Consider the following 24,136-nt stretch of genomic DNA (forward strand, 5'->3'; position numbering starts at 1 on the left):
CGTGGCGCGAACCGAGTACCACGACGACCCGAACGCCCCCAAGCCGAACAGCATGGTCGTCGCCGCCTCCGCCGTCGTCACCGACGACCACGGGCGCATCCTCCTCCAGCGCCGCCGTGACAACGACCTGTGGGCGCTGCCCGGTGGCGGCATGGATCTGACTGACTCCCTGCCAGGCACGGCCGTCCGCGAGGTCAAGGAGGAGACCGGCTTGGACGTGGAGATCACGGGCCTGGTCGGCACCTACACCGACCCGAAACACATCATCGCCTACACCGACGGCGAGGTCCGCCGCCAGTTCAACGTCTGCTTCACCGCCCGCATCACCGGCGGCCGGTTGGAGATCTCCGACGAGTCCACCGAGCTCCGGTTCGTGCCGGCGGAAGAGATCGAGCAGTTGCCGATGCACCACACCCAACGGCTCAGGCTCCAGCACTTCCTGGAACAGCGCGAGAAGCCGTACCTCGGCTGAACCGGCTGACGGCAGTAGCTGACAGCAACAACCCCGCACGACCACGGACACCCACAGACTTCACCGGACCAGCAAACTACGCTTGACCTGCGAAAAAGCAGGTAGAGGGAGCCGCATAGATGATAATGCCAACCTGTTGAATCTCGTCAATGCCCTGTTCCACGGTTCCGGAAATCCCAACTTGATTGGCGACGGGTCGGCAATTGTCGCAGCCAACCATGAAGCCCTCGGTGGAGCGCGAGTTGAGGGAAGGAATCACATCGCCAGTACAACGCAGCTTCGAAGCTCGGTCAATAGGTGGTCGTGGTGAGAGCGGTGCGTGATATGGAAGTGGCAAATAGTCTGATCGCTGCTATTGATGATGCTCATGCCGGAAGGTGCAGGGGTCTGGGCGTCTGCGTTGGTCTGGGGCTGTGCACGTGAGCGGTGACGTGCAGTTGGTGGAAGATCTGGTATCCAGGTTTCCGATTCTCGAGGATTCATATGGTGCCCATGTGTTCAATGAGGACGGAGTGCTGCCACACGTCTTCTTTTGAGATGTCGTGCAGGATGTAGTGAATTCCTTCGTAGCGCAGGGTCCGGACGCTTTGGATTGGCGATCTGTTCTTGTCTTTCTGGAAGAGCAATTTTGTAGAGGAATCCCCGAGGTGAACGAGGTGATCTGCACCTCTTTCCTTTGGTATTTGCCGCACCCTGGCGACCCGGGATGTGAGCTCATTGCTCATCTTGGGCCTGTCATGACCCGCAAATTCCAGGAAATCCGCCCTCGCGGATCGAGGTGACCTGCGCAGTGCGCTACCGACTGAGGAGTTCCTTGACGGCGCTGCGTTCGACACCTCGTTCGAGGGGGAGTGTCGCCGCCGAGTGCCTGAGGTCATGGAGCCGGGTGTGGCGGAGTCCCTCATGGCTGCACAGCGTCGTGAAGGCTCGCACCGCATCGACGCCGAGGAGTTCCACCGGCGCCCCCACGGCGGCCTCGGGGGTCAGACCCTACGAACCCCTCAAGCAGAAGACCACGACCCAGACGCGATCGGTAATCGTCAGTTGCACGTGTCGCCGCCCAAACCGATGTAGCCAACCACCTTGACGGTGCGGTCCACCTCCACCTCTGCATGCTGGTCTGCTGGCGACCCCGTGCTCCCGGCGAGTGCGGATCCTGACCCGTGCCCAGGGCATCTGTCTGGCGCCAACGAGCTTGAGTTGAAAGGCGATTGGCACCTCCAGAAGTCTTGTCGAAAGGATTGTTTCGAGCCTACTGTTTCGAAACATGTCTTCTGAAGAGTCCCAGCAGCGCCCCGAGCGTTCCAGGGGTGACGCGCGTCCGCTCCGTCAACTCACGGATCCCAAGGCGATGAGGGCGGTTGCCCATCCGACTCGGCTCGCGCTTTTGGAGGCGCTCGTCCAACGCGAACCGCTCACCGCGACGGAGGCAGCCGAGGTGATCGGGGAGTCGCCGACGAACTGTGCATTCCATCTGCGGACCTTGGCCAAGTACGGCTTTGTCGAGGAGGCCGGCGAGGCACCCGGGCGGCGCAGACCCTGGCGCCTCAAGCACATCGGCTTCTCGGTGGACACCGACCAGGGCGATGCGGAGATGTCCCATGCGTCCGAAGCGTTGGCGCAGTTGCTGTGGGAGACGTGGCTCAACCGGGCCAGCATGGTGAACGCCCGCCGGTCCCGCTTCGAAGGCCCCTGGCTGCAGGTGACCAGCGGGAACGAGAACCTCGCCTACGTGACGCCGGAGGAGGCTCAGCAACTGCTCGCCGACGTCCTAGAGGTCCTCGACCGATACCGGGACCGCCTGGAGGATCCCTCGCGCCGCCCGCCCGAGAGCCTGCCGGTCGAAATGCTCCTGTTCGCCTTCCCGCTCGACGCAACCAAGCCGGAGGCCTGAGCAGATGCGACGCCTGTTAGCACACCGCAACGCCCGGCTCTACATAGCCGGGCAGACCCTGTCGACCTTCGGCGACTCGGCACTCTGGCTCGCCCTGGGGATCTGGATCAAGATGCTCACCGGGAGTGCCTCGGCCGCCGGCCTGTCGATCTTCATGTTCGCGTTGGGCACCCTGGGCGGGCCGGTCGGAGGCGCTCTCGCCGACCGGATGCGCCGACGACCTCTGCTGATCGCTACCAACCTGGCCACCGCGGCTCTGGTCGTGCTCCTGCTGCCGGTCCACGACCAGAGCCAGGTATGGCTGATCTACGTCGTGATGTTCGGCTACGGCCTGTCGGCCGGCGTCCTCGGCCCGGCGCAGACGGCCCTGCTGCAGACCATGGTGCCCGAGGAACTCCTGGGGGACGCCAACAGCGCCATGCAGACAGCCCAGTGGGGGCTGAGACTGCTCACTCCCCTCCTCGGCGCCGGACTGCTCGCCACGTTCGGCGCGACACCAGTAATCATCGGCGACGCGGTGACATTCCTCGTTGCCGTCGCCACGCTGCTCGCCCTGCGCGTGAACGAGGAGCAGCCAACGCCATCCAAGCAACATTGGTTCGCCGAGGCGGCCGCCGGCGCCCGCCACATCCGCGCCACCCCTGCCCTGCGGCAACTGGCCATGGCCGGCGCGCTGACCGCGATCGCCTTCGGGTTCTCGGAGACAGCCCTCTTCGCCGTGGTGAGCGACGGACTGCACCGTCCAGACGCCTTCCTGGGGGTCCTCATCTTCGCCCAGGGAGCAGGCGCGGTCGCCGCCGGAATCACGGCAGCCGCCCTGATGCGGCGCCTGAGCGAAGGCCTCCTCGTCGCCCTTGCCTTGGCCAGCTCCACGGTCGGGTTCCTGCTGCAGACCGCCTCGTCGACGCCAGCCGCTCTAGCGGGCTCCGCGCTCATCGGCTCAAGCCTGCCGTGGATCAACGTCGGCATCATGACGCTCTTCCAGCGGCGCACACCGCCAGAGCTGATGGGCAGGACGGACGCGGCACTCGGCCTGGCGCTCTCCACCCCGCAAACAATCGCGATCGCCGTGGGCGCAGCACTGATTGCAGTGGTGGACTACCGGATCCTCCTCCTGGCCATCGCGAGTCTGGCCGCCTTGGCGTCGGCTTACCTGTTCACCCGATCCGAGCATCGCCGCAGCGCCCTGTCCGAGCCTGCGACGGCTGCCGCTGACACCGCTCCGCAGCCGCAATCCCCAGTCGCTCCGCGATGATCGATGACACCTTCACCTGCCCGACCAGAAACCTTGGGAATTCTCCCGCAGGACCGCCACGGCCAGATTCACCCGGACAAGCTCCCGCGTCCGTCCCGGCGAAGTTGTCCCGCACCTGGTCACTGCAAGATCACGAGACAACCTCACTGGGATCCCACAGTTGTTTGGCGGGGGTACCGCCGAGGTTCGGCTTCGGCGGGTGCGCCAAGATGGGGCCTCCGATCGGTGGAGGGGGCGTTGCGATGGCCTATGACCTGCAAGCTGTGATCGCCGGCGGCGAGGTGCTGCGCGCCGCTTCGCGGGATCTGCCCGCTGCTCGGCTGGCGTCGCTCGGACAGAGCCTGTCGCTGATGCCGATGACAGACGCGCTTTTCGATTCCGTAGCGGACGGCAGCGACACGGGCGCTTTGGGGTTCTGGCGGCTGCCGGGAGGGTTCGAGAAGACTCTCGCTGACTGGTCGACCGCTGGGCCGGTGGCCTACGTGGAAGCCGAGTACTTCGGCGGTGTGGGCGAACAACAGGCTGCCGTGTGGGATGGCGGCACCATCGTGCTGGGTCCGCTCCATGTGAAGGAGGGCGAGCCTTTGCCACCAGCCGGCAGCGCTATCTCACAGGCACTTCGACGGCTGGGCGTCGTTGCGAGCGCCGGAGAGGACGAGTTCTCAGCTGTGGGGTTGGACCGTCACCGACATGGTGAGGGATGGATCGCCTGAGCAGCGGCTTCCGGATTCCCGCATGAACGGGCAAGGTCCTGGTTTCGCTCACGGCAATCTGCCCGTATGTACGAGAACCTCGGGCGCTCATGGGATCGTCCCGCGCACTTGCGCCGATGCGGCCACCGCATATCTTGAGGAACCCGACGGAACTCCAGTTGTACCGCGCGTGCCTGGACGGGACCCGGGACCCGGGACCCGGGGCTCAGAGCGGTGATATCTCCAGCCTGCCCGTGTAGCGGCCGCCCACCCGGTCGGCCAGCCACTCGATGTGGGCCGTGTGGTCCTCGCTCGGTACGTGGACGTAGACCGTGTGGTCGTTGGACGGTTCGTCCTGGTAGATGTCTCGGGAGTTCAGCGCGAGGGTCAGGTACGCGTACTTCTGGGAAATGTACTCCAGGCCTGCCTCGGGAACTTCGGGCCAGGCGTTCAGGTCCCAGCGGATGGCTGCGGGGCTCGGGCCCAACGCGGCGATGAAGGGTTCGGCCACGTCCAGGGGGTTGCACCAGTCGTTGACCCGGACGGGCAGGCAGGCCGCCGGGTCGTCGCCCGCCTCCGACGAGCCGTGTTCCTTTCCGGCCGACGCCCACCATTCGAGGTCGGGGAGTACGTGATGTATCCGCGCCAGGACCTCCGGCGAGTGGATCACGGCCTCGAAGTCGACCTCCGCGTGGTGGAGGTCGGCGATGTCCAGGAGGGTGCGTATGGCGCGCAGCGCTTCGGTGAGGTCGGGGGTGGTGAGGACCGCCGCCGCACGGGAGTTGCTCATGTCCGAACGATAAGGCGGAAGGCGGAAGGCGGAAGGCGGAAGGCGGAAGGCGGAAGGCGGAAGGCGGAAGGCGGAAGGCGGAAGGCGGAAGGCGGAAGGGTGGATCCGGGCGTGCTGATCGATTGTCAGTGGTGGCTCGTACTGTCTTCGGCATGGGAATGGTGACGTTCGTCGACGAGACGACCAGTGGGGACCGTGGCGCGGGCTGGGGGATCGAGATCGCTGAGGAGCGGCTCGCGTTGCGCGAGTTGATCCGGCGGCGGGTCTTCCAGGAGGTCGCCGAGTACAACGCGCGTACGCCGGGGGTGTTCCAGGGACTCGTGCAGCCCAGGGACGCCGAGCGTGTGCTGAACGGGTACGCGTTGCGGACGCCGCGACGGATAGATCCGGAGGTCCAGACCGAGCTGGCGCTCAAGGCTTTCGCCGGTAATGGGTTCCTGGTGCTTGTCGGGGACCGGCAAGTGACCGAGCTCGATGAGGAGATCGAGCTGGTGCTGGGGACCGAGGTCACGTTTCTGAAGCTTGTCGCGCTGGTGGGTGGATGATGGGGACCCCTCGCTCGCACACGCAGAGGATCCGGAACCAGGTTGATGTCGGCAATATGGGGGAGGTCGCCGACGAGGCGCTGAAGGCCGCGGTGTCCAACAACGGCTACTGGGGCGGTGGTTGGACCGAGATCCTCGACATCCTGCGGGGCCTGTCCGTGGAGGAGCGCATGCGCCTCGGCGGCGCCCTGGCCGAACGGTTTCACTCGGTCGGCGAGAAGTCCGAGGCCCGGCGCAACGTACTGACGCTGCTCGGCATCATTTCACGCGATCTTCCCGACGACATGCTGTCCGTGGAGCGGCTGAAGGAGCTCGACGCCCTCGGCCGACAGCACTCCTTCTGGTACGCGGCGCGGCTCGACGTCTTGGCGGAGGCAGAGCTTGCCGCCGGCCGCCCTCTCGCCCCGGCGGTCGTGGCTGTCTTCCGGCGCACCGCCCTGGACGCCTATCGCTCCGACACCCTCCCCGCCCTGGCAAAGAAGCTCACCGATCCCGTTCTCAACGTCGGCGAGGAGTGGGCCGAGCACGCCATGGAGCAGATCACCGGACCGGACGACCCGTGGCAAGCCCTGCTCGCCCACGCCACCACGGCCACCGCCTCCAAGCCCACCGCCAAGTGGGACAAGCAGGCCCTCGCCCTTGTCGACACCCTCGGCGCCGACCGTGTCCGCGCGACCGTGCTGCCCTGGCTCGCCCTCGTCGGCCGCCCCCGGACGTTCCCGTTGGACCGCCAGACGTACGAGCCGGACATCAACAACGCCTACGACCCCTACAACGCCAACGCCCTGCGCGGTCTTGCCTGGCTGGTCTCCCTGCTCCCGCCGCATCCCGATACCGCCCGAGCGCTCGGCGTGCTCGTCGAGACCTCCCTCAAGAAGGTCGCGGGACTCGGCCCTCGCAACCCCAAGGTCGCCAACGCCGGGGTCATCGCCCTTTCCCGCGTCGACAGCGAGTCCGCCCTCGCCGAACTGGCGCGGCTGGCCACCCGGGTGACGTACAAGAACACGGCGAAGCTGCTCGACGGCGCCCTGGAGGCGCGGGCCACCGCTCTCGGGCTGAGCCGCGAGGAGATCGAGGAACTGGCCGTCCCCGCCTACGGCCTCACCGACGTCGGCCGGGCCGAGCACCGGTTCGGGGAGATCACCGCCCTGGTCGAGGTGCAGGGCCCCAGAGTGGTGCTGAGCTGGCGCAGCTCGGCCGGGAAGGCCGTCAAGAGCGTTCCCGTCGCCGTGAAGCGTGACCACGCCGATGAGCTGAAGGAGCTCAAGGCTGCGGTCAAGGACATCGACAAGATGCTGTCGGCGCAGAGCGAGCGGCTCGACCGGCAGTTCCTCGCGCGGCGGACCTGGGCGTATGGCACCTGGCGCGAGCGTTACCTGGACCATCCGCTGGTCGGCACGCTCGCCCGCCGCCTCCTGTGGACCGTCGACGGTACGAGCGTGGGGTTCGCCGACGGTGAGCTGCGCACCCTCACCGACGCCCCGGTGAACTCCGGTGCGGAGGTGGAGCTCTGGCATCCCGTCGGCCGCGAACCCGCCGAGATCGTCGCCTGGCGCGACTGGCTGGAGCGGCACGCCGTCACCCAGCCCTTCAAGCAGGCCCACCGCGAGGTGTATCTGCTCACCGACGCCGAGCGCACCACGGGCACGTACTCCAACCGGTTCGCGGCGCACATCCTGCGCCAGCACCAGTTCCACTCCCTCGCCGCGGTCAGGGGCTGGCGCAACAAGCTCCGGCTGTGCGTGGACGACTCGGCGCCGCCGGCCACCCGCGAGCTGCCCCAGTGGGGCCTGCGCGCCGAGTACTGGATCGAGGGCGACGGCGATGACTACGGCGTCGACACCACCGAGTCCGGCAGCTATCTGCGGCTGCGCACCGACCAGGTGCGGTTCTATCCCATCGACGCTCCGGAGAACTCGGCGCACTGCTACGGCGGCGAGTACAGCATGTGGCTGCGGAACGGGGAGGACCCGGTCGAACCCCTGCCCCTCACCGAGATCCCGCCCCTCGCCCTCTCCGAAGTCCTGCGTGACGTCGACCTGTTCGTCGGAGTCGCGAGCGTGGGCAACGATCCGACCTGGCAGGACGGTGGGCCCGGCGGGCGCTTCCAGGAGTACTGGACGTCGTACGGCTTCGGCGAGCTGAACCAGAGTGCCGAGACGCGGCGCGTGCTCCTCGACCGCCTGATACCCCGGCTCGCGATAGCCGACCGCTGCACGCTCGAAGGACGCTTCCTGCATGTGAAGGGCGAGCGCCACACGTACAAGATCCACCTCGGCTCGGGCAACATCCTGATGAGCCCGAACGACCAGTACCTGTGCATCGTGCCGAAGGCGAGCGGCGGCGTGCCGGGGGCCGGTTATCTGCCGTTCGAGGGGGATCGGATGCTGGCTGTGATCCTGAGCAAGGCGATGATGCTGGCGGCCGACACGAAGATCACTGACCCGACGATTCTGAGTCAGCTGTGATCAGGAGGTCTGCTTCGGTCGACCTGCTTCGAGGATCTCGGTCACGTCGAGGGTGACTTTGGCACCGATGGAGTCGGGGAGGGTGACCACCTCGCCGGGGGCGTGGATGCGGTGGGTGGCGTACTCGTCCCGCGTCGGCTCGGTGAGGACGTGGAGGCGCTGGTGCTTGCGGTCGACGATCACGTAGACGGGGATCTTGGCCTGGGCGTAAGCGATGACCTTGGTGCGGAGATCTGCCTTCCAGTTGCTGGAAGTGACCTCCAGGACCAGGCGGAAGACCACGGGGTCGTAGCAGTTGTTCTCGATCAGGTGTTCTTCGATGTCTGCTTCGACAACGCAAAGATCGGGGATCGCATAGTCCTCTGCGCCGTCCGGCAACCAGACGCCAACGGCTTGGAGCACCTCGGTCTCGTCCTCATCGAGACCAGCTGCCTCGAAAGGACGAGTCACCTTCTTCAGCGCCCTCGCGTGAGCGACGTCGGGGGATGGCGTCACGAGGATCAGGCCTCCGATGATCTCGACGCGGCGGCCCGGCAGGCGATCCATGATGCGATTCGCCTCCGCGATCAGCGACCGTTCGCCGTGCGGCTGCTCGACGGGTGCTGCGGACATCACGTGCCTCCCGTGGGCTGTTTGTCGAGACCATCATCGTAGGCCGGAAGCCCCTAGGAATCGTGAGCGATCCGCTTCACCCGATCGTGGCAAGGAACGCCCGAGGGCCCCGCTCCCAAAGGGAAACGGGGCCCACAGCGACGTACAGCAGGAAGAGAGGTCAGAAGCGCCGAGTGATCAGCGCCCTCTTCACTTCCTGGATCGCCTTCGTGACCTCGATACCGCGAGGGCAGGCGTCCGTGCAGTTGAACGTCGTGCGGCAGCGCCACACGCCGTCCTTGTCGTTCAGGATCTCCAGGCGCTGCTCACCGGCTTCGTCACGGCTGTCGAAGATGAAGCGGTGGGCGTTGACGATGGCGGCCGGGCCGAAGTACTGGCCGTCGTTCCAGAAGACCGGGCACGAGGACGTGCACGCCGCGCAGAGGATGCACTTCGTGGTGTCGTCGAAGCGCTCGCGGTCCTCGGCCGTCTGGAGACGCTCGCGCGTCGGCTCGTTCGTGTCCTTCGTGATGAGGAAGGGCATGACGTCGCGGTACGCCTGGAAGAACGGGTCCATGTCGACCACGAGGTCCTTCAGGACCGTCAGGCCCTTGATGGCCTCGACCGTGATCGGCTTCTCAGGGCTGAGGTCCTTGATCAGCGTCTTGCAGGCAAGGCGGTTCTTGCCGTTGATCCGCATGGCGTCCGAGCCGCAGATGCCGTGCGCGCAGGAGCGACGGAACGTCAGAGTGCCGTCCTGGTCCCACTTGATCTTGTGGAGGGCGTCGAGGACACGCTCCTTGGGGTCGATCTCCAGCTGGAAGTCTTCCCAGGCCGCCTCCGCCGAGACTTCGGAGTTGAAGCGGCGGATGCGGAAGGTGACCGTGATGTACGGGGAGTCGGCGAAGCCCGCCTCGGGCTTCGCGTCTTCCTTGTCCAGAGTCGGGGTAGCCATCAGTACTTACGCTCCATCGGCTGGTAGCGGGTCTGGACGACCGGCTTGTAGTCGAGACGGATGGACTCGGTGCCGTCGTCGCCGACCTCGCGGTACGCCATGGTGTGGCGCATGAAGTTGACGTCGTCGCGGGTCGGGTAGTCCTCGCGGTAGTGACCGCCGCGGGACTCCTTGCGGGCGAGCGCCGAGACCGCCATGACCTCGGCCAGGTCGAGCAGGTTGCCTAGCTCGATGGCCTCAAGGAGGTCCGTGTTGAACCGCTTGCCCTTGTCCTGGATCGAGACGTTCCGGTAGCGCTCGCGCAGCTCCGCGATCTTCTCGACCGCCGTCTTGATCGTCTGCTCGGTGCGGAACACCATGACGTTGGCGTCCATGCACTCCTGCAGCTCCAGGCGGATCGCGGCGACCCGCTCGGTGCCGGTGGAGTTGCGCAGGTGCTCGACCTGCGAGACGACCTGCGACGCCGGGTCCTCGGGCAGCTCGACGTAGTCGGCCTTCGCCGAGTACTCGGCGGCCGCGATGCCCGCACGACGTCCGAAGACGTTGATGTCCAGGAGGGAGTTCGTGCCCAGGCGGTTGGCGCCGTGGACCGACACACAGGCGACCTCACCGGCGGCGTACAGGCCGGGGACCACCGTCGTGTTGTCCGACAGCACCTCACCCTGGACGTTCGTCGGGATGCCGCCCATCGCGTAGTGCGCGGTGGGCTGGATCGGGATCGGGTCCGTGTAGGGCTCGATGCCGAGGTAGGTGCGCGCGAACTCCGTGATGTCCGGGAGCTTGGCGTCCAGCTGCTCCGGCGGGAGGTGCGTGAGGTCGAGGTAGACGTGGTCGCCCTCGGGACCGCAGCCGCGGCCCTCACGGATCTCCGTGTAGATGGAGCGGGACACGACGTCACGGGACGCGAGGTCCTTCATGACCGGCGCGTACTTCTCCATGAAGCGCTCGCCGTCCTTGTTGCGGAGGATGCCGCCCTCACCGCGGGCGCCCTCCGTCAGCAGGATGCCCATGCGCCAGATGCCGGTCGGGTGGAACTGGAAGAACTCCATGTCCTCCAGCGGCAGCCCGCGACGGTAGACCGCCGCCTGGCCGTCACCCGTCAGCGTGTGCGCGTTGGACGTCACCTTGAAGAACTTGCCGGTGCCGCCGGACGCGTAGATCACGGCCTTCGCCTGGAAGACGTGGATCTCGCCGGTCGCGAGCTCGTACGCGACGACGCCCGCCGACTTCTTGACGCCGTCGACCTCGGTGATGAGCTGGTCGAGGACGTAGAACTCGTTGTAGAACTCCACACCCTCTTTGACGCAGTTCTGGTACAGCGTCTGGAGGATCATGTGGCCGGTGCGGTCCGCGGCGTAGCAGGACCGGCGGACCGGGGCCTCGCCGTGGTTGCGGGAGTGACCGCCGAAACGGCGCTGGTCGATCGTCCCGTCGGGCGTCCGGTTGAAGGGAAGGCCCATCTTCTCCAGGTCGAGGACCGAGTCGATGGCCTCCTTCGCCAGGATCTCGGCGGCGTCCTGGTCGACCAGGTAGTCACCGCCCTTGACGGTGTCGAAGGTGTGCCACTCCCAGTTGTCCTCCTCCACGTTGGCCAGCGCGGCGGCCATGCCGCCCTGCGCGGCGCCCGTGTGGGAGCGGGTGGGGTAGAGCTTCGTCAGCACGGCGGTGCGGCTGCGCTTCGTCGCCTCGATGGCGGCGCGCATGCCGGCGCCGCCGGCGCCGACGATGACGGTGTCGTACTTGTGGATCTTCATGAGTGGTTGCCTCAGCCCCGTGCCTAGCGGATGTTCGGGTCGAAGGTGAAGATCACCAGCGTGCCCAGCAGAATCGTGAACACCGTGGCGGTGTACAGCAGGCCCTTCAGCCACAGGCGCGTGTTCGCGCGCTCCGCGTAGTCGTTGATGACCGTACGCAGGCCGTTGGCGCCGTGCAGCATGGCGAGCCACAGCATCGCGAGGTCCCAGGCCTGCCACCAGGGGGACGCCCAGCGGCCGGCCACGAAGGCGAAGCCGATCTTGGAGACGCCGCCGTCGAGGAAGAGCTGGATGAGCAGGTGGCCGAGGACCAGGACGACCAGGACGACGCCGGACAGGCGCATGAAGAGCCAGGCGTACATCTCGAAGTTGCCCCGGGTCGACTTCGGGGTCTTCTTGGTGCGCTTGCGCGGGGCCTCGATGAGGGGCGCCGGGTTGTCGACGTCGTACGTCGAGAACGCGCCCGCGCCCTCGACGGGACCGATGCCGGAAGCGGCGGTTTCAGTGGTGGACATCTGCGTCAGCTCCCGAAGACTTCGCGGAATGCGTGACCGAGGACGGGGTACAGGGACCCGACCATCAGCACGACCCAGATACCGACGACGGACCAGAGCATCTGCTTCTGGTAGCGCGGGCCCTTCGACCAGAAGTCGACAGCGATGACACGCAGGCCGTTGAGCGCGTGGAAGAGGATGGCGGCGACGAGGCCGTACTCCAGCAGCGCGACGATCGGCGTCTTGTACGTGGACACGACCTTGTCGTAGTCCTCGGGGGAGACACGGACGAGAGCGGTGTCCAGCACGTGTACGAACAGGAAGAAGAAGATGAGGACGCCGGTGACTCGATGAGCCACCCAGGACCACATTCCTTCCCGGCCGCGGTACAGCGTTCCAGCCGGCACGGAAAACCCTCCGGGAGCGGGGATTGGGGCCGCGCCGGCTTCGGTGTCGGACGGGCCCGGCCGGGTACGGTCCACCGGCCCTGGCCATCGTAGCGACGAGTTGTCGGAACGCTTACAGCGGCCCTATCTATGTGATCAAACTGGCAATCAATCAGGCACGTTCGGGCTATTACGGGCGCGGTTGAGTGTCGGGTGCGGGTTGGTGGGGGCTGGTCGCGCCCACGCGGCGGAGCCGCACATGTCACGGCCCCGCGCCCCTAAAGGGGCGCGTAAGCGCGCCTCACCAGACGGGACAGGCGGCCCCTTGCCAAGCGGCGCAGCTCCTCCCTCGTGATGATCCGTTCCTCCTCCGGATCGTTTGTCAATCGTGATCGGATGCCGGCGAGTACCTGGTCCAGGGCTTCCGCCGGGGCGAAGTCGTCCAGGCAGATCACGAACACATGCCCGAAGCGGCTTTCGTACGCGGCGTGCGCGGCGCTCAGTGCGGTGTGGGCGGCGGAGTACGCGCCGTCCGGGAGCAGCGTGAGGGACTCGCCGGCCAGCGCGTCGGCGACATCGGCGGGGGTCAGGTCGTACGCCGCCTCGTCGGCCGCGGCGAGCAGCGCGTCCAGGTCCGGGTAGGGCCGGTGGTCGGTCAGGCGGTGGGCCCAGCGCAGGCTGCGGCAGCAGGTGAGGAGGGTGCGCGCGACCGCGTCGGCGGGCGCGGAGTTGAACCGCTCCAGGCGGGCCGGGGACGGCGCCGCGCTCTTCTGCTCGGGGAGGGCGACCTGGCCGGGGAGGCGTGGGAGACGGTGCGAAGGCAGCGTGGGTCCTCGGCGGTGGGATGTGGGATCCGGATCCGGTGACGTCTTGATGAGCATCTCGCGGACTCGGTACGTGTGATTCGGCAGGGGAAGAAGTGAGAGTTGTGCCGCTCACGCTATCGAGGAGTGTCAGGAGCTGTCCGACGGATGCCCGAATTTCACCCGCACGGGAGAGTTTCGGAACGTGTGGTGGACGGTGAAGGTGGGGACGGGGGCTTAGGTTCGCCGAGGGATGTGCGGCAGCTGTGCGGCACATGTACGACCTGAAGTGGACCTCGAACGGCGAAGTCAGGGGCGTGATGCGGTGAGCACGGGAAGGCGGCGGGCGGCAGGGCGGCGGAGGCCGTGGGCGGTGGTGGCCGTGGCGGGCGTGGCTGTGGCGGGGGCTGCCGCCGCGGTGGCCGTCGCGGTGTGGCCCTCCGGCGACGACGGCGCGCCGGCGGGTGCGCGGGTGCCGTCGGCCGCCACGTCGGCGACCTCGCCCGCCGGCTCACCCAAGGCCACGCCCTCGCCCTCCCCCTCGCCGACCCGGACGTACCCGCTGTCCAAGACCCCGCGCACCATTCCCGCCGTACGTCAGCACACCCCGGCCCGGGGTCCCGGCTGGCGCCCCGCGGCCGGTGCCCGCGTGGTCGTGGACGACGCGGGCCTCGCCGACGAGGGGCGGCTGCTCGCCGGGGAGCTCAAGCTGACGTACGCGGGGCAGACGGATGCCAGGGACGGCGATGTCGAGCTGGGCCTCGACGACGGGACCGCGGGACCGGAGTCGTACACCCTGACCGTCAAGAACCGGCGGGTCACCATCACCGCCCCCGCCGACGCGGGCGTCTTCTACGGCACGCGCACCCTCAAGCAGGAGGTGCACGGCGGCGGTACGGCGTCCGAGGGCGTCGTGCACGACCGGCCCGCCAAGCCGCAGCGCGGGTTCATGCTCGACATCGCGCGCAAGCACTTCACGGCGGCCTGGATCGAGGACCGGGTCCGGGAGCTGGGCGACCTGAAGTTCAACCAGCTCGGGCTGCACTTCTCCGACGACCAGGGCTTCCGTATCCAGTCGGACACGCACCCCGAGATCGTGTCGCAGGTGCATCTCAGCAAGGCGGAGGTCCGCAGGATCATCGCCTTGGCGGCCGCCCGGCACATCACCGTCGTCCCCGAGATCGACTCGCCCGGCCATCTGGGCGCCGTCATCGCCGCGCACCCCGACCTCCAGTTGCGCAATGTGTCGGGGGTGGCCACGCGCGGGGCCGTCGACATCTCCAAGCCCGCAGCCGCGGACCTGATCGACGACCTGCTCGACGAGTACGCGCAGCTGTTTCCCGGCGCCTACTGGCATATCGGCGGCGACGAGTACCAGGCGCTGACGGTGGCGAACCCGCAGGCGTCGTTCCCGCAGCTGGCCACCGCGGCCAAGAACACCTACGGCGCCGGCGCGACCGTCGCCGACCTGGCGACCGGCTGGCTCAACGACCGCGCCGCCGTGGTGCGCGGGCACGACCGGACCCCGCGGGCGTGGAACGACGGGTTCTTCCGCGGGGGCACGGTCCAGGCCGACGGCGCTCTTCAAGTGGCGTACTGGACGGGCAAGGAGATCGGGGCCCGGCAGCCGGTCGAGTATCTGAGCGCGGGGCGCAAGCTCATCAACTACAACGACGAGTTCCTCTATTACGTCCTCGGGCAGCCGCAGACCTTCGTCTATCCGACCGGGCAGCGCATCTACGAGCAGTGGACCCCGCTCGTCCTGCGCGGCACGGCGGCGGTCCCCGCGAAGTACGACGGGCAGATCCTCGGCGGGACCTTCGCCGTCTGGTGCGATCTCTCGGGCGCGCAGACCCAGGACCAGGTGGCGGCGGGGATCCGTATGCCGCTGCGTGCGACGGTGCAGAAGCTGTGGGATCCGCGCAAGCCGGCGATGTCCTGGGCGGAGTTCAGGGGGCTCGCGGACCTGCTGGGCTGAGACACGCTGGACGTACGGGCGACTGGAAACGTATCTTCCGGATACTTGTTCGTAGGCCGGGCGTGACCCCTGGGGAGGGGAACGCCCGGCTTCTTGTGTCCGTACGAGGTCTTCCGCGATCCCTCGTGCCTGTAGTCCGGGGGGTTCCCATGACCATGCCGCCGCAGCCCGTTTCTCCTCAGCCTGTGTCTCCTCAGCCCGTGTTCTCCCACTTCGCCTCGCCGCACGGCCCCGCCTGGCTGCGCTCACCGGTGGGGCTCGGGCGGGCCGCGGCCGTCATGCTCGGCGTGGTCATAGCCTCCGACGTGCTCGCGATCTGGGCGGATCTCACGATGTCCGACGTGTCGGGTGCCCTCGCGGACGGCGGCATCTCCGCCGACCTGCAGCGGCGGGCCGACCACGCGGACGCGTTCTACTCCGCGGCCGGGTACGTGCAGTCGGCCGCCCTTGTGGCGGCCATCGTCGTCTACCTGATCTGGTTCCAGCGGGTGCGCGTCAACGCCGAGGTGTTCAATCCGCTCGGGCACAGCACGTCGCGGGGCTGGGTGATCTGGGGCTGGTTCGTGCCGGTGCTGAACCTGTGGCGGCCGCGCCGGGTCATGCTGGACATCTGGGACGCGAGCGGCCCTCATGGCAGCCGGGGCTCGCACGGGCTGGTCAATGGCTGGTGGACGGCGTGGGTCGTCGGGCTGCTCGCCGGCCGGGCCGGGTTCACCGAGTACCGCAACGCCGACACGGCCCAGGAGATCCACGACGCCGTCAGGCAGGTCATGTTCGCCGACGTCATCGACATCGTGGCCGCCGTGCTCGCGATCCTCGTCGTGCTGCGGCTGACCCGGATGCAGAACCAGAAGGCGTACGAGGGCCCGCTTCCCGTCGGCGTGTGACGCGAGCCGCCGCTCCCGCCGGGCCGCCCGGCCGCCTGAGCCCCTGACTGTCCGACCCTCCGACCGTCCGGCGCGGACCGATTCGTCCGTTTCCCTGGCCAACTCCCGCACCCCTGTGGTGTATTCGGCGCGAGCCGCCGAACCGAGACACCGGGGGGACCGGGATGGGCTACTGGGGGTACTACGTCGTGGGCAGAAGCGAGCGGCCGCTCGCGGAGCTGGACGCGCTGGCGGGCGCGCGGGGCATGGTGCGGCGCACCGTGGCGCCCGACGGGTGGCAGGTGTGGGAGTACCCGGGCGGCGACGGTGACATCGGGAAGATGAGCACGCTCGCCCGGGAGACCGGCGCGCCCGCGCTCTTCGGGTACGTCATGGACAGCGACTGCGTGGCCGTCGAGGCGGCCGCGCCGCACAGCGGTGTGTGGACGGCGTGTCTGGCGCGGGAGGCGATGGCCGGGTACGTCGGCGGCGAGGACGAGCTCGGCGTCGACGACTACTTCCTCGAACCGGCCGACGCCGCCGACCGGGCCGTCGCCTGGGCCGCCGAAGCCGGGCACACCGTCACCGCCCAGCCCCTCCTCGACGTGCTGAACGCGGACCCCGACCCGTTGGCCGAAAACCTCTTCTTCAGGCTGCTCGACCGGCTCGGTGTGGTGCCGCTGTGACACTCCTGGTCCGTTGCACGCAGTAAGGGGAAGTGCGGGCTCCGTTAGAAACAGGCGCCCTGTCGAGGCATTTTGAGGGAGGCGCGATGAGCCTGGTGGAACTGATCGCTCAGGCAGACGAGCGAGGTCTGGCGGCGAGCGGTCTGGCTTGTTTGGATCGGTGCGTACCTCTGCTGGGCGGTGACGACGACATCCTGCGGCCCCTGTGGGCGAGCCTGGCGGAAGGGGACCCGTGGGGCGAACGCCTGGAGCAGGCGCGCGCCAAGCTGGACGCCGACGTCCCCGAGCCGGCCGTGACCGACGAGGACAAGGCAGCCGTACTCACCCGCCGCATGCTCGACGCGGTCCCCGCCGAGCCCACTGCTGCCGAACTGCGCCTGTGGGCCGACGCCTGTTCCGTCGCCGCCCTCCAGGTCCACCGGCACCTGGACCACGCCGACGACGCCGAGTCCTGTGTGACGGCCCGTCGCGAGGGGCGTACGGACGGCATGTCGCCGCTCGTCGCCGCCGAACTGCGCCGCCAGGTCACCATCCTGGAGCTGCTCGCGGGCCGCGGCGCGGGCGGACTCAGGCCGGCCCTGGACGTGTCGACGGAGGGGCGGCGGGTGCTGCGGGCCGTGGTGTCCCGGAGGGCGCGGGGGAAGGCGTAAACCAGATGGGCTGAGGGGTTCCTGTGAGCGTCCTGGGAGGGAGATGGCGGTCCTGAGCCGGTGTCGCGAACACTCCTGTGACGCGTGACGAATCCCGCCCTGAGCGCGCTCTTCCGAGTGTGAACGCAACTCAAGCAACCAGACCCTCAGCCGCGACCAAGCCCGTGCGCTGGGCCGCGGACGCGGTCGCGACGATGCGTGAGGGCGCCCGGCTGCGCCTCGACTACTCGGCGCAGAGCCTGTGGCGCCTCGACCGGATGATCGAGGAGATACGCCGGGACGGGGCGCCGTACGACGCCGTCGGGACCGTGCTGCGCGGATTCGGCGCGTACGCCGGTGAGGTCGTCGCGCGGCACACGGGTGCGGAGTGGTGGGAAACCGGCGGCGAGCACTGGCTGCGCACCCCCGACGGACGCCTGTGGGACCCGGTGGAGGAGGCCCGCCGCTGTTACGCGGGTGACGGTTCGCTGCGGTTGCTGTGCCGGGAGGCCATGCGCTGACCGTCCTTGGCCGAAATTACCGGCTCTTAAGGTACGCGACCGTTCCCAAACGGTGGGCCCCGGAGTGAACATGGGGGCAATCGCCGGACTCGGGAGGCCTCGTGGCCGAGAACCGCCGTTGGTGGGCGCTGGTCGTCATCGCGCTCGCGCAGCTGATGGTCATCCTCGACATGACCATCGTGAACATCGCCCTGCCGTCCGCCCAGACCGACTTGAACATGTCGGACGGGAACCGCCAGTGGGTCATCACCGCCTACACGCTGGCCTTCGGCGGACTGCTGCTGCTCGGCGGCCGGGTCGGCGATCTCGCCGGGCGCAAACTCGCCTTCATGACCGGGCTGTTGGGCTTCGCCGCCGCGTCCGCGCTGGGCGGCGCGGCGACCGGCTCCGGGATGCTGTTCGGGGCCCGCGCCCTCCAGGGCGTCTTCGCGGCGCTGCTCGCCCCCGCCGCCCTGGCGCTGCTCACCACGACGTTCACCGATCCCAGGGAACGCGGCAAGGCCTTCGGTGTGTTCGGCGCGATCGTCGGCGCGGGCGCGGCGATCGGGCTGCTCGCGGGCGGCCTCCTCACCGAGTACCTGGACTGGCGCTGGTGCCTGTACGTCAACGTCCCGATCGCGATCGTCGCGTTCGCCGGAGCGTGGGTGCTGCTCGACAGCGGCGGCCGCCGCGAGGACGCGCGCCTCGACGTGCCGGGCGCGCTGCTCGGCTCGGCCGGAATGCTCTCGCTGGTGTACGGCTTCTCCGAAGCGGAGTCGCGGAGTTGGGGCGACGCTCTGGTCCTCGGGCTGCTCGCCGCCGGGGTCGTCCTGCTCGGCCTCTTCGCACTGTGGCAGACCCGGGCACGGGTGCCGCTGCTGCCGATGTCGGTGGTGAAGGACCGGCAGCGCGTGGGGGCGTTCCTGACCATCCTCTTCGTCACGATCGGGATGTTCGGCGTCTTCCTCTTCCTCACGTACTACTTCCAGCGCGTTCTCGGCTACTCGCCCCTGAAGACCGGGCTCGCCTATCTCCCCATCACCGTCGGCATGATCACCGGCTCGACGCAGATCGCGGCCCGGCTGCTCAACCGGGTCCCGCCGCGCACCCTGATCGTCCCCGGACTGCTGCTGGCCGCCGGCGCGCTGGCGATCATCGCGCAGGTCGGCGTGGGGCCCGCGTACGCCTCCCACGTCCTGCCCGGCATGCTGATGCTCGGCCTCGGCATGGGCACCGCGATGATGACGTGCGTCTCCCTGGCCACCGGAAGCGTCGCCCCGCGGGACTCGGGCGCGGCCTCCGCCACCTTCAACACCGCCCAGCAGGTGGGCGGTTCGATCGGTACGGCGCTGCTGAACACGATCGCCGCGAGCGTGACGACCCGCTACGCGACCGCGCACGCCGGGCCCGGCACCGACCGCCGCGCCCTCGCCTCCCGCGCCGCCGTCCACGGCTTCAACGTCGCCACCTGGTGGGCCATGGGCTCGCTGCTGCTGGCGGCGCTGATCGCCGCGCTCGTGGTGGACGCGCACCGGGTGCCGGTGCCGGAGGCGCGGGCGGCCGCCGTGCCGGAACCGGTGGAGAGCAAGAGCTGACCACCGGCTCCGGAAGGGGGTCCGGCGTACGGGTTACGGCGCCGGCGTCTGCCCCTGAAGCGCGAGCTTCCCCCTCGGCGCCACCGTGACGCGTTGCGCGGTCCACGTGCCGTCGGCCGACGCGCCCACGACGACCGCCCCACCGTCCGGAACCTGCGCGATCTGCGGCTCGGTGGACTCCAGCAGCGTGCTCGGGGCGCCACCCTCCAGCGGAGTGGCCAGCAGCGGTCCGCCGGGGCCCGGAGTCGTCCCGTACGGCGGCCGGTAGGACGTGAGCAGCCACTCCCCGGCCAGGCCGACGAACGCGGTGCCTGCCCGCCGGCGTACTGCTGCGAGGCGAGGACGGTGTCGCTGCCGGTGCCGTAGTACCCGTACTGGCCCGGAAGCGCGCCGCTGTAGCCGCGTTGTCGTACTTCCATTCGAACTCCCTTGGGAGGAGTGGGGAGGCGCTTGAGTTGGGCGAATGGTTGTACGAACTCGGGAAACTCGTCGCGTGTCACATGTCACTCCAGCCGCATGTGATGTCCCACGTCCTTGGTCCGCTGGGACGGGTGGACCGGGACGTGACCGCGCCCCGGACGCACGGCGACCAGGGGGGTGGGGACTCATGGCGGAACAGGTACCGGCCGAGCTGCGGATGCGACGGCATGCGGAGCTGTTCGTGCGGCAGGCCACCGCGCGCAACCGGCTGCCGCTGGACTACTCCGTGAACAGCCTGCGGGTGGTCGACTTCATCGTCGACGGCCTGCGGAAGGGAGGCCCCGACCGCGGCAGCGTCCAGCACGTGCTGTTCGGGCTCGGCGCCTACGCCGGCGAGGTGCTCGTGCGGCGCGCCGGGGCCCAGTGGGTCGATTTCGACGCCGGTCAGCGGGAGCTGTTCGGCCAGCCCGTCGGCGTACGGATGCCCGATGGGCGCGCGTGGAACCCGCTCGGCAAGGTCGTGAAGCGCTTCGAGGCGGGCGAGCTGGAGTCCGTACGGACCTTGTATCTGCAACTGCACGGGCGAATGGCCCCGCGGCCCGCCTGTGAGAGCCGGTCCGCGTGAGGCGGCAAGGGCATCTGATGCACTGTGACATTTCTGTGAGGCCCGACGCTGATGACCACGGGGGCGGCGACACGGCAGACCGTGTCGATCGGTGTTGATTTCGGGCGAACTCGGTGCGAACGAGGACAGTGTTGGGCCAGGGAGGGGAACCCCGCCGCGTGCAGGCGTACGACGGGGAGCTGGGCGTGGCCGTCGCGCGGGCGCAGGAGGGGGACGAGGCCGCCTTCGCGGTCGCGTACCGGATCGTGCAGCCCGGACTGCTCGGGTATCTGCGCGGAATCGTCGGCGACGACGCGGAGGACGTGGCGTCCGACGCGTGGCTGGAGATCGCGCGGGATCTGGGCCGGTTCCGCGGGGACGGCGCCGGATTCCGCGGCTGGACCGCGACCATCGCCCGGCACCGGGCGCTGGACCATCTTCGGCGGCTGAAGGTACGGCCCCGGGGGACCGCGATCGAACAGGACGTACTGGAGCTGCCCGGCACGCACAGCACGCACGACCAGGCGCTGGAGACCCTCTCCACGGAGTACGCCCTGGAGCTGGTCTCACGGTTGCCGCGCGACCAGGCCGAGGCCGTGCTGCTCCGCGTCGTGGTCGGCCTCGACGGGCCGGCGGCGGCGCGGGTGCTGGGCAAACGCCCGGGCGCGGTACGCACCGCCTCCCACCGCGGCCTGAAGAGCCTCGCGCGGCTGCTCCGCGCCGAGGGTGTGACGGATGAAGGACCCCAGACGCTGGGGGAGTCGGGATGAGCGGCAAGAAGTCGTCGAACGGCAGGAAGCCGTCGGGCAGAGAGGGAACCGGACATGGGTGAACGAGACAGCGACGGCGGGAACTCCGGCCGTCGGGTCGCGCGCCCGTCGGGTTCCGCGAGCGAAGAGCCCGCCCTGGAGGTGCTGCTCGCCGCCGTGATGCGCGGCGGGGCGCACGACGCCGACGCCGAGGCGCAGGCCGTCGCGGCCTTCCGTACCGCGCGGGACGGCGGCGCGCACGCCGCGCGCACCCGGCGGCGGGACGACTGGCGGCCGCGCGAGCAGCGGCGGGTGGGCCGCTCGCTGAAGGCCACGTTCGCCGTGCTGCTGGCGAGCGTGACGCTGGGCGGGGTCGCCGTCGCGGCCATCGGTTCGTCGTCCGACGAGGACACGGACGACCGGGGCGGGAGCAGGACCCAGCCGTCCAGCAGCGCCCCAGACCGGTCCGCCGTCGAGCCCACGGGGCCCGCGGTCTCCGGTTCCTCCGCCCCGGCGCAGGCCGACCCTTCCACCCGTCCCTCCCAGGCCCAGGACACCGCGGCCCACTGCCGCGCGTACGAGAACGTCAAGGGCCGGGGCAGTGCCCTGAACTCGACGGCCTGGCAGCGGCTGATCACCGCCGCGGGCGGCGAGGACAACGTCGCGGCGTACTGCGCCGAGCAGTTGGGCGAGGACACCGAGCCCACGGACACGAAAACGAAGAAGGCGGACAGCGCGCCGAGCCCGGCCGCCACGTCCGCGGCCACCTCGCCGTCGTCACCGACGCCGAAGCCGTCGAAGTCCAGGGGCAAGCAGTAGAGAAGAAGTCGAAGCGCGGAGAGTTTCGAGGGCCCTTCGGGAACCTTCGGGGCCCGTCGGCGTACCCGACGTACGCCCGCCCTTCCTCGCCGATGGCAACGGCCGGGGCCGCCACCCCCCACAGGAGAGGCCCCGGCCGTCGCGCGGCACGGGCCGCGCGGCGGCCCGTACTCTCTACAGCGCCACGGCTGCGTTTTGTGTCACACCTCGCTCCGTCACGAGGTAGTTGCATGTTGTACGGACATGGACGGGGAGCGGTTTCACGTCGTAACGTGCCATTCGCGCCGGGTGCGGAAGATGCATGACCACCGCAACCACTTGCGGTCTCTCGGGACCGCAACCATCGATTGACCAACCACGGCGGCGAGGACCCGGTCCGCGAAAGCGGCGCCGGCTTAGGCGCAGGGAGAGGCGCGCGCGGGTGCTGGGGGACGACGCGGAGCTGACCGCCGCGGTACTTGCTGCACAGGACGGGGACGAGACCGCGTTCCGGACTGTGTACCGCGCGGTGCACCCACGGCTGCTCGGATACGTACGGACGCTGGTCGGCGACCCGGACGCGGAGGACGTCACCTCCGAGGCCTGGCTGCAGATCGCCCGTGACCTGGAGCGGTTCAGCGGCGACGCGGACCGGTTCCGCGGCTGGGCCGCCCGGATCGCCCGCAACCGCGCCCTCGACCACATACGGATGCGCGGGCGCCGCCCCGCGATCGGCGGCGACGAGACCGAACTGACCGGCAAGGCCGCCGAGTCCGACACCGCGGGTGAGGCGATAGAGGCGCTGGCCACCGGCAGCACCCTCTCGCTCATCGCCCAGCTCCCGCAGGACCAGGCGGAGGCCGTCGTGCTCCGCGTCGTCGTCGGCCTCGACGCCAAGACCGCGGCCGAGACCCTCGGCAAGCGCCCCGGCGCGGTCCGCACGGCTGCGCACCGAGGTCTGAAGCGGCTCGCGGAGCTGCTCGGCGAGGATCCGGAATCCGCCGGCGCACTCGGCGCCGTTCCCCCACAAAGAGGATCGCGCCTACGCGCGGTGACGTCCGCGGGTGTGACGCATACGCGTTCGCGGACGCAGAAGGACATGTGATGGCCGACGAGCAGTACAGGTGGCTGGACCGCGAAGCCGCGGAGCGTTTGTTGCGCGGAGAGCCGCTGGAAGCCGTCGACGCCGACACCCGCGACCAGGCGGACCGACTCGCCGACGCCCTTGGTGCACTGGCTGCCGAAACGGCTCTGAGCAGCACCGAACTCCCCGGCGAGGCCGCCGCGTTGGCCGAATTCCGCAAGGCGCGCACGGGCAGGAACGGCGAGCAGGCGCAGCTCGGCCGGCGCGGTCTGACGCGTCCCGCCGCCCATGCCTCCGACGCCGGTCTGGTACGTCTCGGACGCCCGGCGCCGGGTGGCCGCCGGGCCCGTTGGGGTCGCCCCGCGCGCTTCGGGATCGCCGCGGCGCTGGCCGCCGGGATGATCGGCGGGGTCGCCGTCGCGGCCGGAACCGGAGTGCTGCCGACTCCGTTCCGTAACGACAGGCCGGGCCCCGCTGCCTCGGTCACGGCCGCCGGGACACCGGAACGACCGCTCGTCTCGCCGTCGCCCGGAGCCTCCGGGACCGACGGCTCCCAGTCCCCGACGCCCGACGGCAGCACGAGCGGCCCGGCCGACAACGGCTCCGCGAGCGACGGGGCATCCGGTGGCACCGCCGCGAGCGGGCAGCCGGGCTCGGGCAGGACGGGGGACTCGGATCGCTCGGCCGCGTGGTGGACCAGGACCCGTTCGTACTGCCGCAACGTCCTCGAGGGCAAGGACCTGGCCGCCGACCACCGGCGCGTCCTGGAGGACGCCGCGGGCGGCGGCAGCCGGGTGAAGTCGTACTGCAACGGCATCCTGGCGCAGACCGAAGGCGGCTCCGGCGACGGCCAGAACGGCAACGGGGACGGGAACGGCGGCAACCAGGGGTCGGGGCAGGGCTCGGACCAGGGCGATCAAGGGGACCAGGGGGACCAGGGTGGTGATGGCGACGGCAACCACATACTGCCGGGCGGCAACGACCACCTCGGCAACGGCGGCATCCTCACCCCGTCGCCCTCAGTGTCGGCCCTGAGCCCGCTGCTGCCGAGGAAGACGGTCGCGACTCCGACGCCGTCCCCGACGTACAGCGCACTGGCGCTGCTCACCGGCCACTGAGCCGCGCACA

General features: G+C 69.3%; 25 protein-coding genes. 18 read left to right on the top strand and 7 right to left on the bottom strand.

Going from position 1 to position 24,136, the window contains the following annotated elements; all coding sequences use genetic code 11:
• The first annotated feature begins 1 nt into the window (after nucleotide 1).
• From OG975_RS29725 to OG975_RS29740, 4 genes are all read left to right on the top strand, one after another.
• Nucleotides 2–472, top strand: a complete 471-nt coding sequence (locus OG975_RS29725) for an NUDIX domain-containing protein (RefSeq protein WP_406332446.1) — start codon at nucleotides 2–4, stop codon at nucleotides 470–472.
• 1,267 nt (nucleotides 473–1,739) lie between these two features.
• Complete coding sequence (locus tag OG975_RS29730; protein WP_406332448.1) at nucleotides 1,740–2,366, top strand: winged helix-turn-helix domain-containing protein; 627 nt, start codon at nucleotides 1,740–1,742, stop codon at nucleotides 2,364–2,366.
• Nucleotides 2,367–2,370: 4 nt separating this feature from the next.
• On the top strand, nucleotides 2,371–3,621 hold the full coding sequence (locus OG975_RS29735; protein WP_406332449.1) for an MFS transporter: 1,251 nt from the start codon (nucleotides 2,371–2,373) through the stop codon (nucleotides 3,619–3,621).
• Between the two features lie 242 nt (nucleotides 3,622–3,863).
• Complete coding sequence (locus OG975_RS29740; protein ID WP_406332450.1) at nucleotides 3,864–4,334, top strand: hypothetical protein; 471 nt, start codon at nucleotides 3,864–3,866, stop codon at nucleotides 4,332–4,334.
• A gap of 205 nt (nucleotides 4,335–4,539) precedes the next feature.
• Here the strand turns inward: OG975_RS29740 and OG975_RS29745 are convergent, their stop codons facing one another.
• Entirely contained in the window at nucleotides 4,540–5,103 is a 564-nt protein-coding gene (locus OG975_RS29745; RefSeq protein ID WP_406332451.1) for a hypothetical protein, read from the bottom strand.
• A gap of 152 nt (nucleotides 5,104–5,255) precedes the next feature.
• On the opposite strand from OG975_RS29745, the gene OG975_RS29750 reads away from it, so the two are divergent.
• The gene (locus OG975_RS29750) at nucleotides 5,256–5,648 is read left to right on the top strand and encodes a hypothetical protein (protein ID WP_330306853.1); all 393 of its coding nucleotides are present in this window, start codon (nucleotides 5,256–5,258) and stop codon (nucleotides 5,646–5,648) included.
• A gap of 56 nt (nucleotides 5,649–5,704) precedes the next feature.
• Nucleotides 5,705–8,116: a DUF4132 domain-containing protein gene (locus OG975_RS29755; protein WP_406332452.1), complete on the top strand. Its 2,412-nt coding sequence runs from the start codon at nucleotides 5,705–5,707 to the stop codon at nucleotides 8,114–8,116.
• On the opposite strand, the gene OG975_RS29760 is transcribed toward OG975_RS29755, so the two are convergent.
• The 6 genes from OG975_RS29760 to OG975_RS29785 all read right to left on the bottom strand — a co-directional run bounded on the left by OG975_RS29760 (nucleotide 8,117) and on the right by OG975_RS29785 (nucleotide 13,177).
• The gene (locus tag OG975_RS29760) at nucleotides 8,117–8,728 is read right to left on the bottom strand and encodes a Uma2 family endonuclease (protein ID WP_406332453.1); all 612 of its coding nucleotides are present in this window, start codon (nucleotides 8,726–8,728) and stop codon (nucleotides 8,117–8,119) included.
• A 160-nt stretch (nucleotides 8,729–8,888) separates the two neighbouring features.
• The gene (locus OG975_RS29765) at nucleotides 8,889–9,662 is read right to left on the bottom strand and encodes a succinate dehydrogenase iron-sulfur subunit (protein ID WP_327431157.1); all 774 of its coding nucleotides are present in this window, start codon (nucleotides 9,660–9,662) and stop codon (nucleotides 8,889–8,891) included.
• Complete coding sequence (gene sdhA, locus OG975_RS29770) at nucleotides 9,662–11,416, bottom strand: succinate dehydrogenase flavoprotein subunit (protein ID WP_406332454.1); 1,755 nt, start codon at nucleotides 11,414–11,416, stop codon at nucleotides 9,662–9,664. Before sdhA ends, OG975_RS29765 begins: the two co-directional genes overlap by 1 nt.
• A 23-nt stretch (nucleotides 11,417–11,439) precedes the next feature.
• The gene (locus OG975_RS29775; RefSeq protein ID WP_406332455.1) at nucleotides 11,440–11,931 is read right to left on the bottom strand and encodes a succinate dehydrogenase hydrophobic membrane anchor subunit; all 492 of its coding nucleotides are present in this window, start codon (nucleotides 11,929–11,931) and stop codon (nucleotides 11,440–11,442) included.
• Between the two features lie 5 nt (nucleotides 11,932–11,936).
• Nucleotides 11,937–12,317, bottom strand: coding sequence for a succinate dehydrogenase, cytochrome b556 subunit (gene sdhC / locus OG975_RS29780; RefSeq protein ID WP_327431160.1), 381 nt, complete (start codon nucleotides 12,315–12,317; stop codon nucleotides 11,937–11,939).
• A 257-nt stretch (nucleotides 12,318–12,574) separates the two neighbouring features.
• The gene (locus OG975_RS29785) at nucleotides 12,575–13,177 is read right to left on the bottom strand and encodes a 2-oxo-4-hydroxy-4-carboxy-5-ureidoimidazoline decarboxylase (protein WP_406332456.1); all 603 of its coding nucleotides are present in this window, start codon (nucleotides 13,175–13,177) and stop codon (nucleotides 12,575–12,577) included.
• 304 nt (nucleotides 13,178–13,481) lie between these two features.
• Between OG975_RS29785 and OG975_RS29790 the strand changes: the two genes are divergently transcribed.
• The 12 genes from OG975_RS29790 to OG975_RS29845 all read left to right on the top strand — a co-directional run bounded on the left by OG975_RS29790 (nucleotide 13,482) and on the right by OG975_RS29845 (nucleotide 24,126).
• Nucleotides 13,482–15,077 (top strand): beta-N-acetylhexosaminidase, encoded by a 1,596-nt coding sequence (locus tag OG975_RS29790; protein ID WP_406336526.1) that lies wholly within the window; start codon nucleotides 13,482–13,484, stop codon nucleotides 15,075–15,077.
• Between the two features lie 185 nt (nucleotides 15,078–15,262).
• Nucleotides 15,263–15,964 (top strand): DUF4328 domain-containing protein, encoded by a 702-nt coding sequence (locus OG975_RS29795; RefSeq protein WP_406332457.1) that lies wholly within the window; start codon nucleotides 15,263–15,265, stop codon nucleotides 15,962–15,964.
• Nucleotides 15,965–16,128: 164 nt separating this feature from the next.
• Complete coding sequence (locus tag OG975_RS29800; protein WP_406332458.1) at nucleotides 16,129–16,629, top strand: hypothetical protein; 501 nt, start codon at nucleotides 16,129–16,131, stop codon at nucleotides 16,627–16,629.
• Between the two features lie 86 nt (nucleotides 16,630–16,715).
• On the top strand, nucleotides 16,716–17,279 hold the full coding sequence (locus OG975_RS29805; protein ID WP_406332459.1) for a hypothetical protein: 564 nt from the start codon (nucleotides 16,716–16,718) through the stop codon (nucleotides 17,277–17,279).
• A 119-nt stretch (nucleotides 17,280–17,398) separates the two neighbouring features.
• Complete coding sequence (locus OG975_RS29810; RefSeq protein ID WP_327431164.1) at nucleotides 17,399–17,779, top strand: hypothetical protein; 381 nt, start codon at nucleotides 17,399–17,401, stop codon at nucleotides 17,777–17,779.
• A gap of 101 nt (nucleotides 17,780–17,880) precedes the next feature.
• On the top strand, nucleotides 17,881–19,353 hold the full coding sequence (locus OG975_RS29815; RefSeq protein ID WP_406332460.1) for a DHA2 family efflux MFS transporter permease subunit: 1,473 nt from the start codon (nucleotides 17,881–17,883) through the stop codon (nucleotides 19,351–19,353).
• Between the two features lie 93 nt (nucleotides 19,354–19,446).
• Nucleotides 19,447–19,719 (top strand): hypothetical protein, encoded by a 273-nt coding sequence (locus tag OG975_RS29820; protein ID WP_406332461.1) that lies wholly within the window; start codon nucleotides 19,447–19,449, stop codon nucleotides 19,717–19,719.
• A 241-nt stretch (nucleotides 19,720–19,960) separates the two neighbouring features.
• On the top strand, nucleotides 19,961–20,398 hold the full coding sequence (locus OG975_RS29825) for a hypothetical protein (RefSeq protein WP_406332462.1): 438 nt from the start codon (nucleotides 19,961–19,963) through the stop codon (nucleotides 20,396–20,398).
• 131 nt (nucleotides 20,399–20,529) lie between these two features.
• Complete coding sequence (locus tag OG975_RS29830) at nucleotides 20,530–21,147, top strand: RNA polymerase sigma factor (protein ID WP_330306868.1); 618 nt, start codon at nucleotides 20,530–20,532, stop codon at nucleotides 21,145–21,147.
• A gap of 54 nt (nucleotides 21,148–21,201) precedes the next feature.
• The gene (locus tag OG975_RS29835) at nucleotides 21,202–21,945 is read left to right on the top strand and encodes a hypothetical protein (RefSeq protein ID WP_406332463.1); all 744 of its coding nucleotides are present in this window, start codon (nucleotides 21,202–21,204) and stop codon (nucleotides 21,943–21,945) included.
• Between the two features lie 421 nt (nucleotides 21,946–22,366).
• Nucleotides 22,367–23,029, top strand: a complete 663-nt coding sequence (locus tag OG975_RS29840; RefSeq protein WP_406332464.1) for an RNA polymerase sigma factor — start codon at nucleotides 22,367–22,369, stop codon at nucleotides 23,027–23,029.
• Entirely contained in the window at nucleotides 23,029–24,126 is a 1,098-nt protein-coding gene (locus OG975_RS29845) for a hypothetical protein (RefSeq protein WP_406332465.1), read from the top strand. The genes OG975_RS29840 and OG975_RS29845 overlap by 1 nt, the downstream gene beginning before the upstream one ends.
• Nucleotides 24,127–24,136: the final 10 nt, after the last annotated feature.

The organism is Streptomyces sp. NBC_00203 (genome assembly GCF_045206325.1).
Lineage (GTDB): Bacteria > Actinomycetota > Actinomycetes > Streptomycetales > Streptomycetaceae > Streptomyces > Streptomyces lutosisoli.